The 16502-nt window shown below is 40.3% G+C and carries 26 protein-coding genes and 1 other RNA gene; 5 read left to right on the forward strand and 22 right to left on the reverse strand.

All coding sequences use genetic code 11. The annotated features are described in order from the left end of the window. Positions 1-80: 80 nt before the first annotated feature. Positions 81-920, reverse strand: a complete 840-nt coding sequence (locus RDY04_RS05380) for a methyltransferase domain-containing protein (RefSeq protein ID WP_303952293.1) — start codon at positions 918-920, stop codon at positions 81-83. A gap of 14 nt (positions 921-934) precedes the next feature. Further along, an RNA gene (gene ffs, locus RDY04_RS05385) (signal recognition particle sRNA small type) lies at positions 935-1020 on the reverse strand. Positions 1021-1276: 256 nt separating this feature from the next. Here ffs and RDY04_RS05390 point away from each other — a divergent pair. From RDY04_RS05390 to RDY04_RS05400, 3 genes are read left to right on the forward strand one after another with little or no spacing between them, the layout of a single operon-like run. Further along, complete coding sequence (locus RDY04_RS05390) at positions 1277-1435, forward strand: class IIb bacteriocin, lactobin A/cerein 7B family (RefSeq protein WP_303952295.1); 159 nt, start codon at positions 1277-1279, stop codon at positions 1433-1435. 19 nt (positions 1436-1454) lie between these two features. After that, positions 1455-1622: a class IIb bacteriocin, lactobin A/cerein 7B family gene (locus RDY04_RS05395; RefSeq protein WP_117646806.1), complete on the forward strand. Its 168-nt coding sequence runs from the start codon at positions 1455-1457 to the stop codon at positions 1620-1622. A gap of 47 nt (positions 1623-1669) precedes the next feature. Continuing rightward, positions 1670-1921 carry a hypothetical protein gene (locus tag RDY04_RS05400; RefSeq protein WP_014635104.1) on the forward strand — a complete coding sequence of 84 codons (252 nt, stop codon included), beginning with the start codon at positions 1670-1672 and terminating at the stop codon, positions 1919-1921. An 86-nt stretch (positions 1922-2007) separates the two neighbouring features. Here the strand turns inward: RDY04_RS05400 and tadA are convergent, their stop codons facing one another. The 7 genes from tadA to RDY04_RS05435 all read right to left on the reverse strand — a co-directional run bounded on the left by tadA (position 2008) and on the right by RDY04_RS05435 (position 6467). Then, a complete protein-coding gene (gene tadA, locus RDY04_RS05405) occupies positions 2008-2526 on the reverse strand; it encodes a tRNA adenosine(34) deaminase TadA (protein WP_117646807.1) in 519 nt (172 codons plus the stop codon). A 723-nt stretch (positions 2527-3249) separates the two neighbouring features. After that, the gene (locus RDY04_RS05410) at positions 3250-3642 is read right to left on the reverse strand and encodes a single-stranded DNA-binding protein (RefSeq protein ID WP_303952301.1); all 393 of its coding nucleotides are present in this window, start codon (positions 3640-3642) and stop codon (positions 3250-3252) included. 185 nt (positions 3643-3827) lie between these two features. Further along, positions 3828-4055, reverse strand: a complete 228-nt coding sequence (locus RDY04_RS05415; RefSeq protein ID WP_003095911.1) for a sulfurtransferase TusA family protein — start codon at positions 4053-4055, stop codon at positions 3828-3830. A gap of 14 nt (positions 4056-4069) precedes the next feature. After that, positions 4070-5101 (reverse strand): YeeE/YedE family protein, encoded by a 1032-nt coding sequence (locus RDY04_RS05420; RefSeq protein ID WP_303952304.1) that lies wholly within the window; start codon positions 5099-5101, stop codon positions 4070-4072. Positions 5102-5238: 137 nt separating this feature from the next. Beyond that, positions 5239-5862, reverse strand: coding sequence for a YtpR family tRNA-binding protein (gene ytpR, locus RDY04_RS05425; protein WP_303952305.1), 624 nt, complete (start codon positions 5860-5862; stop codon positions 5239-5241). Between the two features lie 9 nt (positions 5863-5871). Next, positions 5872-6186: a thioredoxin family protein gene (locus RDY04_RS05430; protein WP_303952307.1), complete on the reverse strand. Its 315-nt coding sequence runs from the start codon at positions 6184-6186 to the stop codon at positions 5872-5874. Continuing rightward, complete coding sequence (locus tag RDY04_RS05435) at positions 6183-6467, reverse strand: DUF4651 domain-containing protein (protein WP_303952309.1); 285 nt, start codon at positions 6465-6467, stop codon at positions 6183-6185. The genes RDY04_RS05430 and RDY04_RS05435 overlap by 4 nt, the downstream gene beginning before the upstream one ends. Before the next feature lie 99 nt (positions 6468-6566). On the opposite strand from RDY04_RS05435, the gene pepA reads away from it, so the two are divergent. Together pepA and proC are read left to right on the forward strand one after the other, a co-directional pair. After that, positions 6567-7634 (forward strand): glutamyl aminopeptidase, encoded by a 1068-nt coding sequence (pepA, locus tag RDY04_RS05440; RefSeq protein WP_303952310.1) that lies wholly within the window; start codon positions 6567-6569, stop codon positions 7632-7634. Positions 7635-7649: 15 nt separating this feature from the next. Next, entirely contained in the window at positions 7650-8420 is a 771-nt protein-coding gene (gene proC / locus RDY04_RS05445; RefSeq protein ID WP_064520010.1) for a pyrroline-5-carboxylate reductase, read from the forward strand. Between the two features lie 29 nt (positions 8421-8449). On the opposite strand, the gene RDY04_RS05450 is transcribed toward proC, so the two are convergent. The 13 genes from RDY04_RS05450 to RDY04_RS05510 all read right to left on the reverse strand — a co-directional run bounded on the left by RDY04_RS05450 (position 8450) and on the right by RDY04_RS05510 (position 16426). Beyond that, positions 8450-9112: a CPBP family intramembrane glutamic endopeptidase gene (locus RDY04_RS05450; protein ID WP_303952313.1), complete on the reverse strand. Its 663-nt coding sequence runs from the start codon at positions 9110-9112 to the stop codon at positions 8450-8452. Between the two features lie 100 nt (positions 9113-9212). Continuing rightward, the gene (locus RDY04_RS05455) at positions 9213-9659 is read right to left on the reverse strand and encodes a CAAX protease (RefSeq protein ID WP_303952315.1); all 447 of its coding nucleotides are present in this window, start codon (positions 9657-9659) and stop codon (positions 9213-9215) included. An 11-nt stretch (positions 9660-9670) separates the two neighbouring features. Then, a complete protein-coding gene (locus tag RDY04_RS05460) occupies positions 9671-9868 on the reverse strand; it encodes a helix-turn-helix transcriptional regulator (protein WP_002885716.1) in 198 nt (65 codons plus the stop codon). Positions 9869-10116: 248 nt separating this feature from the next. Beyond that, positions 10117-11310, reverse strand: a complete 1194-nt coding sequence (locus RDY04_RS05465; RefSeq protein ID WP_303952318.1) for an acetate kinase — start codon at positions 11308-11310, stop codon at positions 10117-10119. Positions 11311-11366: 56 nt separating this feature from the next. Beyond that, on the reverse strand, positions 11367-12323 hold the full coding sequence (locus tag RDY04_RS05470; protein ID WP_303952319.1) for a class I SAM-dependent methyltransferase: 957 nt from the start codon (positions 12321-12323) through the stop codon (positions 11367-11369). A 44-nt stretch (positions 12324-12367) separates the two neighbouring features. Continuing rightward, positions 12368-12685, reverse strand: a complete 318-nt coding sequence (gene comGG, locus RDY04_RS05475) for a competence type IV pilus minor pilin ComGG (RefSeq protein ID WP_303952320.1) — start codon at positions 12683-12685, stop codon at positions 12368-12370. Continuing rightward, positions 12663-13100, reverse strand: coding sequence for a competence type IV pilus minor pilin ComGF (comGF, locus tag RDY04_RS05480; protein ID WP_303952321.1), 438 nt, complete (start codon positions 13098-13100; stop codon positions 12663-12665). Before comGF ends, comGG begins: the two co-directional genes overlap by 23 nt. Then, positions 13087-13317: a competence type IV pilus minor pilin ComGE gene (gene comGE / locus RDY04_RS05485; RefSeq protein WP_303952323.1), complete on the reverse strand. Its 231-nt coding sequence runs from the start codon at positions 13315-13317 to the stop codon at positions 13087-13089. The genes comGF and comGE overlap by 14 nt, the downstream gene beginning before the upstream one ends. A gap of 31 nt (positions 13318-13348) precedes the next feature. Then, positions 13349-13777, reverse strand: coding sequence for a competence type IV pilus minor pilin ComGD (gene comGD / locus RDY04_RS05490; protein WP_303952325.1), 429 nt, complete (start codon positions 13775-13777; stop codon positions 13349-13351). Then, positions 13737-14051, reverse strand: a complete 315-nt coding sequence (gene comGC / locus RDY04_RS05495; protein ID WP_037611125.1) for a competence type IV pilus major pilin ComGC — start codon at positions 14049-14051, stop codon at positions 13737-13739. The genes comGD and comGC overlap by 41 nt, the downstream gene beginning before the upstream one ends. Before the next feature lie 8 nt (positions 14052-14059). After that, the gene (comGB, locus tag RDY04_RS05500; RefSeq protein WP_303952327.1) at positions 14060-15160 is read right to left on the reverse strand and encodes a competence type IV pilus assembly protein ComGB; all 1101 of its coding nucleotides are present in this window, start codon (positions 15158-15160) and stop codon (positions 14060-14062) included. Beyond that, entirely contained in the window at positions 15042-15983 is a 942-nt protein-coding gene (gene comGA / locus RDY04_RS05505; RefSeq protein WP_303952329.1) for a competence type IV pilus ATPase ComGA, read from the reverse strand. The genes comGB and comGA overlap by 119 nt, the downstream gene beginning before the upstream one ends. 80 nt (positions 15984-16063) lie before the next feature. Beyond that, positions 16064-16426, reverse strand: a complete 363-nt coding sequence (locus tag RDY04_RS05510) for a DUF1033 family protein (protein ID WP_303952331.1) — start codon at positions 16424-16426, stop codon at positions 16064-16066. Between the last annotated feature and the right edge of the window lie 76 nt (positions 16427-16502).

The following is a 16502-nucleotide window of genomic DNA, read 5'->3' on the forward strand; positions in this document are numbered from 1 at the left end:
GAAGACCTATCAGGTCCTCTCTAGATGTTAGCTTTTCGCCCACTACAGTTGACAAGGAGCCAAAAAAATCCCAACGACTGTTAGGATTGCTTATCATATCTAATACGGCCAATCAGCAGTTCTCCTGCAACCGTTAATTGCGTCACTGAAGTCAAGTCCAAAGTATCCTTATTGGCATGGAAGAAAAGAGGTGTCATCTCAGCAAATGTTTGAACATGCTCTGATGGCATAGACCAAGTCTTAGTAACCGTCACACGCTCCAAAAGCTCACAGGACTCTTGAAAATGTTCCAGAACATCCTGGTTAGAATAAACTTGCACCTCCGGTAACAGTTGGCGAAACTCTTTAAGATGATCTTCGTGAGGAATAACCTTGAAAATCAAGCCATGATCAGACAAAAGTCGTCCAAATTCTTGATAATTAGCTGGTGAAAAGATATCTAAAATGACATCGATACCGTGTTCACGTAAGGGCAATTGAGCCAAATCACCAACAAACCAAGCTACATTTTTCTGAGGATTTTGACGTGCCGCAAGAAGGATAGAATCCTTAGACAAGTCAAAGGCCATGAAATCCTTGTTAAACTTTTGAGCCAACTGACGGCTATAGTAGCCCTCACCACAGGCAACATCTAGAACATGCGAGTGTTTAGGAAGATCACGCAAACGCTCTGAAATCACCTCCAGGATAGGATCATAATAGCCTGCTGCTAAAATCTGGCTCCTCTTTTCAAAAGAAGCCATATCATAGTGCTTATCTCCCTTAGTCTGTCTCAAAAAATTGACAAAGCCCTGCTTGGCGATATTAAAGGTATGCCTATTCTGACAAACCAAGCTAGACAAATCCAAATGCATTGGTGCCCGACAGATAGGACAAGCAAAAAGACTCTCTTGATCTTTAAAAACACTAAATTTGGCCATAAATCCTCCTTAACACAAAAAAAGAGCACACACCTGAAATCGCTTAGGGCTGCTGGATTCCTCCCCTGACCCGCTTCACGCACAGATGTTGCTCCGAAAAGTATTATACCATAAATTGAAGTGATTGCAAATAGAGAACTTATGATAAGACTAGCAATGCCATAGTGACATAAATGTCACTACTTTTTTATTTCTCTTCACCTTATAATAAATCCATAGCTTGAGGAAAGTACCAAAAGCTAGTGACATGGCTGACTTTATTTAAAGGAGAAGTCATGTTTAACATATCTCGTAACTCGTGGTGAGAGGGTATGAGATTTAAAAACTCACCAAAAATAAAAAAAAGGAGAATGACAATGATTAACAAAGAAATGAAGGCAGCTGAGCTAGCCTCAGTAACAGGAGGCGGATGGAAGACCAACCTTGCCATTGGAGGGCTCTGCCTAGCTTCAGGACCTATTGGAACACTTGTATGTGTTGGAGCCTACAATGGCTACATGGACTCTGCACGATAAAAGAAAGGACATATGAACAATGACTAAGACCATTAACAATCGTAAAAACCTGACTACTCAAGAACTTGAAGCTGTATCAGGTGGAGTAGTTCCTTGGGCCGCTATTTCTGTTGGCATCGCTGCTGCAAAACTGACTTATGACCTTAGCTATGCTGCAGGTAAGTCTTTCTATAACCTCACCCACTAACTAACAGAACTCAGCTGACATCTCAAAGATTTTGAGGATGATAACTCATGAAACATACAAAAAATCAAACAAATGATACTACTGCTAATCAATCACCTAAAACGAATAACTATTTACTCGTAAAAATAGCTTTAGCTGGAATTATCGGTAGCCTACTTTTGATACTCCTAATCAACCTTATCTTTCATGTACGATTAGGAACACCAATTATTGATACTAATTTGAAGTCCGCTTTTGGTACTCTAATCCTCTTTATGCCTATTTTTCTTTTAACAAGAGAAAAAGAAAAAAAATCATAGAAAGAGTGACCTAAACTGCCTTCAGGAAAACAAAAATACTCTTCTTCCATTAAAAAGTGCAAGTCCAAAGGGACTTGCACTTTTGTTTACATATCTTGCACGACTTCTAATTTAGCCAATCGTTTGGCTTCTTTTTTGCGTTCACGACTCTGGCGGAAAAAGTCTTGCATAATCTTAGCACACTCTTCCTCCATGACACCAGTCTCTACTTCTACGCGATGATTGAGACGCTCATCTCTTAGAATATCATAAAGGCTACCTGCACCACCAAATTTTTGATTGCATGCTCCATAGATAACTTTGGGAATACGAGCTAGGCCAATGGCCCCACTACACATGACACAGGGTTCAATAGTCACAAAAAGGGTGCAGTCTAACAAACGCCAGTTGCCCACTGTCCTATTGGCCTCCTGAATGGCCATGACCTCCGCATGCATAATAGCTTGGTTGAGCTCCTCACGCGCATTATGCCCACGACCAACGATTTCTCTATCCTTAACAATAACACAACCAATTGGAATTTCTGCTTTATCTAGAGATTGTTGGGCCTCCTTAAGAGCCTCAGACATAAAGAACTCTTTCTCTTCTTGGCTATAGTCAAGCATTAGTCTTACTCCTGTTCCAAGATTAACGAGATGCTGTCTCGCTTAGTCCCTCTATTATAGCATAAGAAAAACATTCCCTTTCCAAAAGGCACAAAAAAAAGCTAAGACGAATCATCCTAGCTTCAAACACATTAGTTTGGTGAGTCTTAGGAATCACACCAATGTGTTCCCCCAAGTCTAGACGAAAAGTCAACGACCGCTTAACATCCTAATTTATATGTCAGTCGGAGTGTCATAGTCAATTGTCTGTGAAATCTTTGAATCAGCCTATGGCCTCACAACTATAAATAAAAATGCAACTGTCTCAAACAATTACAAGGATAGTGTTATAGTTGTGATATTTCACACTTTCCTTCCAAACAAGTAATGCCTACTATAGTTTATCACGAAACTTCTATCATTTAATTTAAAAATGGGTAATAAAAAATGATTTTAATAAGAGAAAATTGTTAATTGTGTACACTGTTTTGGCTAATCCACCAAACGGCAAAAAACATATTATAACTACATTTAAAGGTTTTTCGAATCAATTTCTCTACTCTATCTATACTTTTAAACACCTATCATCCTAAGCCTTATCTAATTTTACTATTTATTAGTCTAATAAGTGTTTAATATTTCGTCTCCAACAATTCTTTAAAACAAGGTATGGAACAAGATAATGATTTTTTGGAGTGATTGCTTCAAAGATAGAAGACTTAAATAGCTAGTACAAAGGATAAACTAAAAGGGAAGTTCTTCTTCTAAAATCAGGTCAGCCAAGTCATTGTCAGTATTATTTTCCCTAACAGCACGCTGAGCACGACTCTCCAGAAGTTGGAAAGAGGAACAAAGCACTTCAGTAACGTAATGAGTTTGACCATCCTTATCATACTTACGAGTGCGAATCTCACCATCAAGAGAAATTAAACTTCCCTTGCTAGCATAAGATGCCAAGGTCTCAGCTAAACGTCCCCAAACCACTACTGTGATAAAGTCAGCCTCACGCTCACCATTTTGCGTCTTATAGCGACGATTAACCGCAACTGTGACACGTGTAAAAGACCTGTCGCTAGCAGTCTTAACTATTTCAGGTGTTGCTGTCAAACGTCCAATTAAAATTACTTTGTTATACATTTTTTACCTCCACCTATCTATTCGTAAGAGGGAGTAAAAAGTGGTTTATTTTAAATAGTTTTACAAATTTTTTCGAGAGAATCCCTCTACTACTCGAAGAATATTATTTTTCTAGAAATAGTACTCCATAAGATATTTTTGTTACAAAAATTGATCTTTAAATTTTCTCTACTCGTTTAGCTAGCTCAACGTTTTTGAACCACAATTTCCCATGAAGCAGGACCGACTTGTTCAAAGCGCGTCACAGGATAATCATTATCTGCAGCCCAGTTTGGTATACTTTCCGTTGCTTGCGTACAATCGAAAGCTATCAACAACTCATCACCTGTAGCTAATTCAGCCATTTTTTTCTTCGCATCAATCAATGGGAATGGACATACCAATCCACCCGTTTCAAGTTTTATCAAAGCCATATGATATTCTCCTCTTAATTTTTGTTGGGTTTTACAAAGATAATATAGGAAGCCGTCCAAACACCTAAAATAGTCACTGGTAAAGCAATCCATCCCTTACTAGAAAAAATTGCTGTAGCTGTTAAACCATTACCAATCGTACAGCCACCAGCCCATGAAGCACCGATTCCCATAAAAATACCCCCTAGTGTACTCTTACCGATGGTTAACAAGTCTGGCAAGCGCCAACGAAACTCTCGAGAACCCTTTGCAGCAAGAAAGGAACCAAGAAAAATCCCCAATACAAGAAAAACACCCCAACCAAGCTGTTTACTATCACCTGTGATAATATAACTAATTAGATGTGCTGAGGGAGTTGTAATCCCTAACCCTCCAACACGACCCGTCAACTGACTGGTAGGCCAAGCAATTAAAGCAACAAGACCTATTAGAAGTCCTGCAAAATATTTATGGTAAGTTTTCTCAAAAAGATAGTGTCTCACTCCCTTATATTTTGATGGAAGCGAAGCAATCTGACGTCTGGGCTTACGTAACTCTCGAATGACAACAAAACTTGTTATAGCTACTAAGAAAACAAGAAAATACCAAACCGGAATTCCTAATTGACCAGCTAAATCATCATTAATTACCCATCGCTTGGCTATTAATTGATTCAAAGGAACAAGAAATCCTGATTTCATAGCTGCTGCACTTATCATATAAAATAATAGTGCAACCCAACTCCCTAGGAGACCTTCACCGGCACGATACCACGTCCCTGTGGCACATCCCCCAGCGAGAACAATTCCAATACCAAATAGATAGGAACCCACAATTGCTCCTAACACGGAAAATTCTTCATAAGGGTTTCCAATAATACCTAATTTAATCAGAGAAAGTACTCCTATACTTTCTACTGTGATTGCAACAAGAAAAGCGTAAAATAAGGTATTATTACGAGCAATATACATGTCTCGGAAACCACCAGTCAAGCAGAAACGAGTTCGTTGCAAAATGAATCCGAATATCAGACCAATGAGCCCACCAGAAAGAACAGTTGTAAGCATAAGTACCTCCTAAAGTAAATATTGATTACATTTTAAGAAAAATATTATAACTTGCATAATCTTTCTTTTTTATGATTAGCCATAAACTTTCTTTATGACAAACAAAAAAGCGGCTTACTTACCGCTTCTTGTCTTATTTACCCTTTCCAGTGTTTGGCTGGATCAAAAGCCTCACCGACTACTGCTGAATCATCAAGTTCAATAATACCACGTTTTTGTGGGGCATTTGGAAGTGCCAACTCACGTGGGGCACACATCATACCATAACTATCTTCACCACGAAGTTTTCCTGGGAAGATAAGGGCACCACTAGGCATCATAGCACCAGGAAGAGCTACGATTGTTTTAAGTCCAAGCGCTGCGTTTGGTGCTCCTGCTACGATTTGCACCTTCTTATCACCGATGTTTACTTGGCAGATGTTAAGGTGGTCACTGTCTGGATGTGCAACCATTTCATCAATTTGTCCAACCACAAAGACTGGACCTTGTGTGTTTTCCAAACGCTCTTCAAAGCCCTCTTTAGCCAATTCCTCGTTCAAAACAGCTACATCTTGGTCTGACAAGAAAACTTGACCGTTACCTTTGATATCAATGAGGCTTGACACTTCAAAAATATTCCAAGCAAGAGTCTTGCCTGTTTCATCAGCTGTGACACGCGCCACTTTACCTTTACGTTCTACGCTACGTTTGATGTCTTTAGTATCTTCCAAGATAACCAACAAAACATCGCCAACTTGTTCCTTATTGTATGCAAAAATCATGGGTTCTCCTTATACTGTTGCCAAAAAGGCAGTGATTTCTTCTTTAGTTTTACGAGCTTTATTGACCAAGCGTCCCAATTCCTGACCTTTCTGAGTCACAACAAAACTTGGGATACCAAAAATATTCCAAGTTTGTGCCAGAGCCATATAATCATCACGATTAACACGCACAAAGGTCATATCTGGATGGAGGGCTTCGATTTCAGGCATAACAGGGTAGATGAACTGGCAGTCCGGACACCAATCGGCAGTAAAAAAGAAGACCACTTTTTGATCACTCTCGACATAGCTTGCCAGTTCTTCAAAATTCTTAGGAATAATCATGCTTGTTCCTCCTCATAGGTCACCTTGTCCTCTGCATAAACAAAGCTATAGGCACGTCCATCCTCTAAGACGATACCTCCTGTGAGCCCAGGATTTTCTTTATCCGTAGGATTCGTGTAAAGAACTGCGATGGGTCCAAGATGTGATAATTCTTGTCTAATATCTTGGATTAATGCAGCTTCCTTCATTTCTACGCGTGACTGTCTATACTTCTCTGTCATTGCCAAGAGACCTAAAGCTCCTACGCCCCCAGCAAACAAGGCCAATGTTTTACGTTTCATAAGAAACATTTTACCATAATTTTAGAGGAATGGGGAGAGGCTACCTATCTCTTAAGAATCGTGCTAAAATAGTAGCAAGTACTACTCAAGGAGGATTTTATGACTACCCTATTTGACAAAATTAAAGAAGTAACCGAACTCAAGGCCACTTCTGGCTTTGAGGCTCCTGTACGCGACTACCTTCGCAAACATATCACACCACTTGTAGATGAGGTACAAACAGATGGTCTCGGTGGTATTTTCGGTATCAAGCATAGCCAGGCAGAAAATGCCCCTAAGGTGCTTGTGGCTGCCCACATGGACGAAGTTGGTTTTATGATTAAAGAAATCAAGGCAGATGGGACTTTCCGTGTCGTCGAACTTGGTGGTTGGAACCCACTGGTTGTCAGCTCACAACGCTTCACCCTACACACTCGTGACGGTCATATCTATCCTGTCATCTCAGGTTCAGTGCCACCTCATTTCTTACGTGCTAGCGGTGGGGCTTCAAGTCTTCCTAGTGTTTCTGATATCGTCTTTGATGCTGGTTTTGCCACCCAAGAAGAGGCTAATGCCTACGGCGTTTTCCCAGGTGATGTCATCATTCCTGAATCAGAAACGATCCTCACAGCCAATCAAAAGAATGTCATTTCTAAAGCTTGGGATAACCGTTATGGTGTTCTCATGATTCGTGAACTCTTGGAAAACGTTAAGGATCAAGAACTCAACAATACTCTAATCGCTGGTGCCAATGTTCAAGAAGAAGTTGGTTTACGTGGTGCCCATGTTTCTACCACTAAATTTGATCCTGAAGTTTTCTTTGCAGTAGACTGTTCTCCTGCAGGTGATATCTATGGCAATCAAGGTAAGGTAGGTGATGGTACCCTTATTCGTTTCTTCGACCCAGGTCACATCATGTTGCCAAATATGAAAGATTTCCTTTTGACTACAGCTGAAGAAGCTGGTATCAAATACCAATACTACTGTGCTGCGGGCGGAACAGATGCTGGTGCCGCTCACTTGAAGAATGCTGGTGTTCCATCAACAACTATCGGTGTTTGTGCCCGCTACATTCACTCGCACCAAACCCTTTATGCGATGGATGACTTCCTAGAAGCACAGGCTTTCTTACAAGCTATTGTTAAGAAGTTGGATTGCTCAACAGTAGATTTGATTAAAAACTATTAAGATAAGGAGTAACCCATGATTATAGGTTTTATCGGTGTCGGAAAAATGGCAACAGCCATTATCAACGGCCTAAATACAAGCTCACATCGTATCATTATTTCAGGTTCTTCTTTGGCTCGTTCGCGCCAAATTGCAGAGGAACTAGAGGTTGAAGCTGCTGCTTCCCATCAGGAATTGTTGGATAAGGCTGACCTGGTCATACTAGGTATCAAACCTCAAATGTTTGATAAGGTACTAGCTGGTCTCAACTTCCATCAACCTATCATGAGTATGGCTGCTGGAGTAACCTTGGAACGCCTCGCTTCACTCACCAGCCCAGACCTTCCTCTTATTCGTATCATGCCGAACCTTAATGCTCAGATTCTTAAGAGTACTACCGGTCTTTGCACCAATGATAAAGTATCCGAGGGCCTTTTGGCAGTTGCCAAGGAAATCACAGATAGTTTTGGAACTACTGTTGAATTGGCTGAGAAGGACTTTGATACCTTCACTGCCCTAGCTGGCTCTAGTCCGGCATACATCGCCCTCTTTATCGAGGCTCTGGCTAAAGCTGGTGTCAAAAATGGCCTAAGTAAGCAAGTTGCTTTGACCATTGCCACACAGACCGTTCTAGCTACTGCTGAAAATCTCAGTCTAGGTAGCGACAGTCCACATGATCTTATTGACAAGGTATGTAGCCCTGGTGGCACTACTATCGCCGGTCTCATGGACCTTGAGCGTACAGGCCTTACCCATAGTGTGGCTTCAAGTATTGATACAACCATTGGTAAAGCTCAAAAACTATAAAAAAGAAAAAGCTCGGAAAATTCCGAGCTTTATTTGATATATGGTGCTAAAAATTGTAAAAGTAGCATCATTGAAACCACAATACCATTGTTAATCATATGGGCTATGATACAGTACTCTAACTTTTGACACTTACGATATACTGTCCCAAGGGTAAACCCCATACCTGCATATATAATCCAGACACCGATACTATTAGGCATATGAACAAGGCCAAAGAGTAAACTACTTAGAGTCAACCCAACAATAGAATCTAGATTAAAGACACGTCCCATGAGGAGCCCTCTAAAAATCAACTCTTCCACAATCGGTGCCATAATCACCGTAACTGTTATGAGAACAAAGGGATTCATATGGGCATTTTCTATGGCTGCCTGATTGGTGCTATTACTAACGCCCTCCATTTGCATGACCATCCCACCTACCCTAGTAACAATGTAAATACCTAGGTAGGTCAAGCCAATCATACCCCATGCCTTTAAGGAAGAAAGTATCTTGAAACCCTCAAGAAGCCCCATGCGTTTTCCTAAGAAAAGAGCTCCTGCACTAATGAGTAGCATAACCAAAATTAGGAGACTCACTGCCCTCACGTCTTTAACACGAACAAATATGGTTGGAGCTTGTTCAATACACAAAATTAGGAAAGCCAGTAAAAAATAAAGAAAACGTTTTAAAATGGACTCTTTGTTCATAATAAGCTACCTCTTTTTATTGTTATTTTGTACTTTTATTATAATACAAATCTACTGTTTTGACAAGCCACTATGAAAATAGAGGTATAATTAGGAAATCTTATCCTATTTTAGATAGAATCAGACGAATAAGAGCAAATCCTACAACTAAGCCATAGAGCAAAACAGATAGGACTGTAACATATGGCAACTGAATATTGACAAAGGCATATAGGGCAATCAAAGCAAATATAAGCAAAAATTCTAGAATCAGAGTTGCGACTGCTGACGCCTTCAAAATCTGCTTATTTCGCTCATCGTAGGCGGCAATATACATCTGGTGAAGGCGTTTAGGATGACTAAGAGTAGCAAAATAATAGATCGACAAGAGATAAGCCCCAATAGTAAATCCCAATACTAATCCTAGAGCATAGTCACTAAGACTGTTAGAGCGAACAATAAACAAGCCTAAAACACCCAAAGAAAAAAAGGAACAAGCTACTCGTGCGATGTATTTCTTAAACTCGTCCTCTGTTTTTTTCTTTCCTAATAACATTTTTATTAACATATCTTTTATCCTTAATCTTCCTCAAAAATAAAGACTTCTTCAATAGTCTTTCCAAAATACCTAGCAATTTTAAAAGCTAGTTCCAAGGACGCATTATAGCGTCCTTTTTCGAGTGAAATGATGGTCTGCCTCGTGACTCCCATCTCGTCTGCTAACTCTGCCTGACTAATCTTATTAGCCTTGCGAAGTTCCTGAATTTTTGTTTCCATGTGGTACCTCAACCTTATCGTTTATTCTCAAATAGTTAAACTCCTTACTTTTCTTTGTTAAGTTAACTTTACATTTATAGTATAGTTCACTTTACATATTTTGTAAAGTCTTTTTTACATTTTTTGTAAAGTTTTCTTTACTTATTGAACTAAACATACTGGCATAGGCAAATGGTGCTGTCAGAGCATTCAAAAAAGCTGACTGATTGCTCAGCCAACTTTTCTGGTCTTATCAATTTTTTGATAACTTATTTAGATTTAAGGCGCTCAACATCACGCGCAATCACCAACTCTTCATCTGTTGGGATGACAAAAACTTTAACAGGTGACTCTGCTGTTGTAATATCGCCAACATGTCCAAAGACATTCTTTTCAGGATCCACTTCAATACCAAACCAAGTGAGACCCTCCAAAACTGAAGCACGAACTTCTGCAGAGTTTTCACCAATACCTGCTGTAAAGACGATAGCATCCGCTCCGTTCAACACACCGAAATATTGAGCGATGTATTTACGCAAACGATCCACATAAAGATCATAGGCCAAGGCACATTTTTCATCGCCAGCATTCTTACCAGAAATGATATCACGCATATCACTTGATTTTTCAGAAATACCAAGAAGACCTGATTCCTTATTAAAGACGTGACGGATACGCTCAGCATCTGCCATTTCAGGCTCACGGTCAATAACAAATGGAATAATCGCAGGGTCAAGATCCCCAGTACGTGTTCCCATCATAACGCCACCAAGTGGTGTCAACCCCATTGATGTGTCTACTGATTTACCACCATCAACGGCAGTAATAGAAACACCATTTCCCACATGGGCTGTGATAATCTTAGTTTCTTCAATTGGCTTACCTAACAACTTAGCTGCTTCTTGAGAAACATATTGGTGACTAGTTCCGTGTGCTCCATACTTACGGACTTGGTAGTCTGTATAGTAACGATTAGGCACTGGATAACGGTAGGCCACTTCTGGCATAGACGTATGGAAGGCTGTATCAAAAACAGCAACACTCGTAATATCTGAGAGGAGCTCCTTAAAGGCACGAATCCCTGAAGCTGCACCTGGATTGTGTAAAGGTGCTAAGGCTGACAATTCTTCAATCTTAGCCAAGGCATCTTCATCCACCAAGCTTGATTCTTTGAAATATTCTCCACCAGCAACTACACGGTGACCAACACCTGTAATTTCATCATAGCTCTTGATAATATCAAAACGAATCAAATCATCAAGCAAGATTTTTACTGCCTGAACATGGTCAGCAATATCTAGAGTTTGCGATTCTGAACGGTCAGCAAATTTTACTGTTGAAACAGAATCTTTCAAGCCGATACGTTCAATCAAACCCTTAGCAAGAACAACTTCATCTGGCATCTCATATAGTTGCCATTTCAAGCTTGAGCTTCCTGCATTAATTGCTATTGTTTTTGTCATAAGCCACCTCTTTGTAAAACGCTTTCAATAATATAGTCCTATTCTAACATGTTTTGCTAGAAAATGGAATTATCTGATTTCCATTTTTGGAAATTCTCTGTAAAATCTTTGAGGACCTCTGGGTTTTGCAAATCACTAAGTGGATAAACGAAGGTCTCAGGAGCATTTTCAGTTTGTTTTTTAAGCACAAAGATAGACTTCATGTTATGTTTATTGCCAAAAGCTGCTTCTGGAAGAGTGATAACAGCAATAATATCAGCATATCCTGATAGCCATTTCTTAAGCGAATCACTTTGTGGGCTTGTCAAAAGATTAGTTGGTGCCAAAAGAATAGCAACACCATCTTTCTTCAAGTACTTGAGTGATTGCTCCATGAGAAGGTGATGGGCATAGGTGTGTTCACCAGTTGCTACAACCTTGAAACGACTCGCAATCTCATCATTAGGGTAGTAACCAACAGGTAGGTCACTGATAATAACATCACTCTCTTTGAGAATGTGTGGTCGAACAGCATCTTCTTGAATGTAAACTGCACTCGAATTCACCACATCAGCAATGCTAGCTGACAAATCGATAAGGAGATCGTCAACTTCCATTCCCATATAATTAAGGGTTTTCTGACTATTATTTAGAAGCGTTTCAGCCAAGTTTCCTGTCCCCGAACCAATCTCCAAAACATCTAATTGGTCGTCCTGGGTCAACCCTTCGAGTAGGTAGAGGATGATAAATCCAATAGCATCAGGTGTAAACTGATGATTGGCTTGTAAGGCTTCCAATTGCCCTAGCTTGATAAACAAGAACTGAAAAGCACGACGCCACTCCTCTTTACTTAGATCAAGAGCACGTAATTTCTCGTTGTTTTTGATGATGACTTCATTAGCTACCTCAGCCCCCAAATAATAGGAATTTTGCTCAATAAGGGCATCGTAAGCATGGGTTCCAAGATCATTTTCAATGGTTTGGACATTTTCTAACAACAGCTCAAAGGCTGTCTCAATTGCTTCAAAATTCATGATTTCCTCCGTCCTTCTATCATATCAAAAAGGAAAGAGAATTTCTATTTCTGCTCCTGCTTCTTCACATAACGATAGGTCTTGATTTGGCCTTTACTGGCAACTCTAACAATCACTTGTTTGTCCTTAACCTCATAAGTCGTAGTACCCTGAGAAAAACTAAAAGCACCTGCTTCCTTATCCGCCAAGTCCATGGTCATCTCTGCCATGAGACGACTTTGACTGGAGGTCATTTGCGCTTGATTTTGTCTAGAGCTAGCAACCACCCGTTCCAGATAAACATGAAGAAGAAGTATGAAAATGCCAGCCATAAAAAGAGCGTAAAGGAGAACGCCTCCCCTAACCTGTTTTTTCAAAAGCATAAACAAAACTCCTTTGTAGCCCATTTTTTAGAGTCACTTGGATGGTGACTATCTGGTTATTTTGACTTATCGTACTAGATTTTACATTGAAAAGCATGGGTTGGTAGCCTCGACCGTCAGCATTTGTTTTTCGAAAATCAGTAGCACTTGAAAGTCCAAAAGCCAGGTCTTGATTATCCTGCTTAACATAGAGTTTGTTCCCTTCTACCTTTACCAACTGACAACCTTCTAACTCTGCCTCCATTTGTTGGACAAATAGAAGCCAGTCTTGGTTTTCTTGTTGCTTGACCTGCTTAACATTGCTCACCAATAATGTAGTCAGACCTTGATAAACTTGAACTGAACCAGCAATCACCAATAGAGCTACTAGACATTCCAAGAGGGTAAAAGCACGAACCTTGCTATTGAGAGACATGAATAATCTCCTTTCCTGATTCATAAACCGCAATACCTCGCTTGCTACGTTTTACTGTCACTGTGATGCCATTTAAGGTCAACTGATCCTGTTTTGTCTGAACTGCCATGGTAGCCACACTCAAGACCTCCTGTTGGTGGAGATTCCTAGCCATTAGCCTACGATTGGTATTGATCTGATCCAAGATAAGACCACTGACGAGTACTAAAACAGCCATTGCTACCAGGCTTTCGATAAGAATATAGCCTCTAAGAGACCGTCTTTTTATATTTACCGCTGCCCATGTTAAGCTGATAGGTCACCACCTCCTTATCACTTGAAAAACGAATCTTCGTGAGGCTAGAGTTACCTCCTTTGGCATCAAACACTAGCGTCTGCCCCTTATCCAGATGAATATTTTTAGGAATCACCAGACTGGATTTTCCGTTACTGATTTTATCCTTGGTCAACCGCAATTCAACATTGGATCCTGCCGCCGCTGCCAAGCGCTGACTATCTCGGTATAGGTACTCAAAGCGTAGATAAAAAAGATTAGTCTCAACCTGCTGAAAAATACCTGTGACTGAGCCTGACAAACTCAGAGTGAGAAAGGCAACCACTGCTAGAGTCACCAGACTCTCCAACAAGGTAAAGGCTCTAATTGGCCACTGAGCGGCTTTCGCCACCATGTTTCGCATAATAATCATTGTATGAATCTGCCTGTTTTTGCGTGATTTGACCTTCTGAAACAAGAGCGGCTAAGCTAGCTGTCTTGTTATTCTTCATTTCATAAAGTTCTGCTTGAGAATCTACGACCTTGACCACAGCCGCATTTCCAGTCTCTTTAACAGAATCCTTCTGCTTGCTCAAGTTAGGTACAAAGAGCAAAAGGAGAATACTGATAATGAGAAGCACGACCAACATTTCAATCAGTGTAAAAGCTCGTAGTTTAACGGCATTCAATTTTTTCAACATCATTTTCATGACATCATTCCTTCCATATTTTGATACATTGGTAATAGCATGGCTGCATAGATCATTACAATCACGACAGCAACAATAACAAAAATGAGGGGTTGCACAAAGGTTGTTGCCTTATTAAGACGGTTAAAGAAAGTCTGCCAAACCTCTTCAGCATAGACTTCTAACTCATAGCCCAACCTAGCATTGGCCTCTCCATAAGCAATAATTAAGGATAGCTCCTTAGTGAAGAAAGGGTGACTAGCAATACGGTCAGGAAAACTCTGTCCTAGCATCAAGGCTTCTTCTAAATCAGCCCCCAGCTCACGAAAGAGCTTTGATTTTTGCTCTTTCATTAGAGCAACTAAGTCTAGCAAGTCAATACCTTGCCCTAAGAGATTTCCCCATTCTCTAGCATAATAGGCAGTCGTATATAGCCTGACAGTTTGGCCTATAAAAGGGATTTTTGCCATTCGTCGATAAAAGACAAGGGCTGGCTGGCGTTTGGCCCATAGATAGAGAATTAAGCTTAATACAAGAAGTCCGCACAAAGTCACAAAAAAGAGCTGGGGAAAAATCTGAACCAACTGTACAGCCCAATTCTCCTTACCATCCCCCTCTAACAATTGAGGAAGAAGATAATTTTTGAGCCCCAACATAATCAGAATCAGGAAACCCAGAAGTAGAATAGGGTAGGTCGCTACCTCCATGAGTTTCTTACGAACCTTGGTCATACGAAGCATGTAGGTTTCAATCTTGGTTAAACTTCCTAGAAGATTACCATGCTTATCAGCAAGGGTAATCTGAGTAACAATATTGTCCGAAAAGCCCACTGCAGCAAACATCTGATCCAACCTGTCGCCTTGCATTAAACTCGCTTTCATAAGAGACAATGACGATTCTTTCAACAAGTGACTCCGCTCCAAAAAAGCTACGATTTCAGTCAAGGTAAACCCTGCCTTTAGAAGTTGTTTGAAAAGCTGGATAACCTTGAGTTGCTGATTAATCTTTAATTTTTTCCCCTTGGATATCCCCTTCAGTGAGATATCCTTGTTTAACCAAGCCTTCCAACTGCTGATTCCAGCTGGTTGACGAATGGCTTTGGAAATTTTCACAGGCAAAATCAATCACACCTCCCCCCTTAATCAAACGCATGTAGGCAATCCCTTGAAGGGCATTATCCAACTCAGACTTATCTACACCAAGGTCCAGAAGACGCTCATAAACACCTGCCACACTCTTTGCGTGAATAGTTGAAAGAACAGTAACTCCCGTCAGACTAGCTCTAATAACCGCTCGAGCAGTCTCCTTATCTCGAATCTCTCCAATAATCAAAACATCCGGGCGGTGACGTAGTGATAACTTAATCAAATTATCATAGGTCATGTCAATTGCTTGATTCACCTGGAGTTGCAAGACATTATCCTGTTTAATTTCAACAGGATCCTCAATCGAAATTACCTGCTGCCCCTTAAAACGCTCCTGAACCAACTCATGCATAAGTGTGGTCTTCCCAGAACCTACGGGACCTGCAAAGAGATACAGTCCTCGATAATCCAAGGCATCCATAATAGGCTGGATTCCTTGATTCCAATACACTAATTCTCGACGTTCGGAATGTAGGATACGGATAACCAAGCTCTCCAAACCTCGATAGTCTCCAACAGTTGATAAACGCAGAGAAACCAAGTGACCGTCACCACAATCATAGTCACAGGAACCTAGTTGACTCCTACGCTTCTCACCCACCATCATTCCCGCCACAAATTTAAAGTGACCAATAAGACTAGCCATGAAATCAGGCCGATATACATCAATTAATCTCCTCTCCTGGCCAACTCGCATATAGAGCTCGTAATTATCCTGACGTGGAATGACATAGATGTCTTGAGCCCCACAACTATCAGCATTTTTGATTATTTCCTTAGCAAATTCTGTTACCATAAGGACCTCCTCATAGACCTATTCGTAAAAAGTTTTAAAAAATGAAAAGAAGCTCGAAAAAATTCGAGCTTCTGCATTGTTTAAAGTTTAATTTTACAGTGGGCATGACTTGGAAGGTCATTTCGCTTTTCATATCCCGGACGGTGTTTTTCCTCAGGAATTTCCTGCCACTCATCTAAAAGTGCAATCGATCGATAGACCTGCAAGTACTCGTCACACTCCTCACACCAGTGCTTATCCTCTTGATCCCAAAAAGCAGTCATGACACTACTACGGCTGATATAACTTGGCAAGGTTTCTTCCATGGCAAACCAAAGTTTTTTATAGTACTTGAGGGCATCGTAAAAATTTTCAAATTCCTTAGTACTGATGATATCCTCTTGCCAGCCTTCCAGGAACCACCACGGTTCCAAATCCCCTTTCATTTCAACTACTTGGTACATTTTTCTTTCTCACTTCATCTTTAGTGTCCTTATTATACAAAATTTTCTGGAAAAGATAAAAAATATGGTCTTATAT

This window comes from uncultured Streptococcus sp., assembly GCF_902463925.1.
Taxonomy (GTDB): Bacteria; Bacillota; Bacilli; order Lactobacillales; family Streptococcaceae; genus Streptococcus.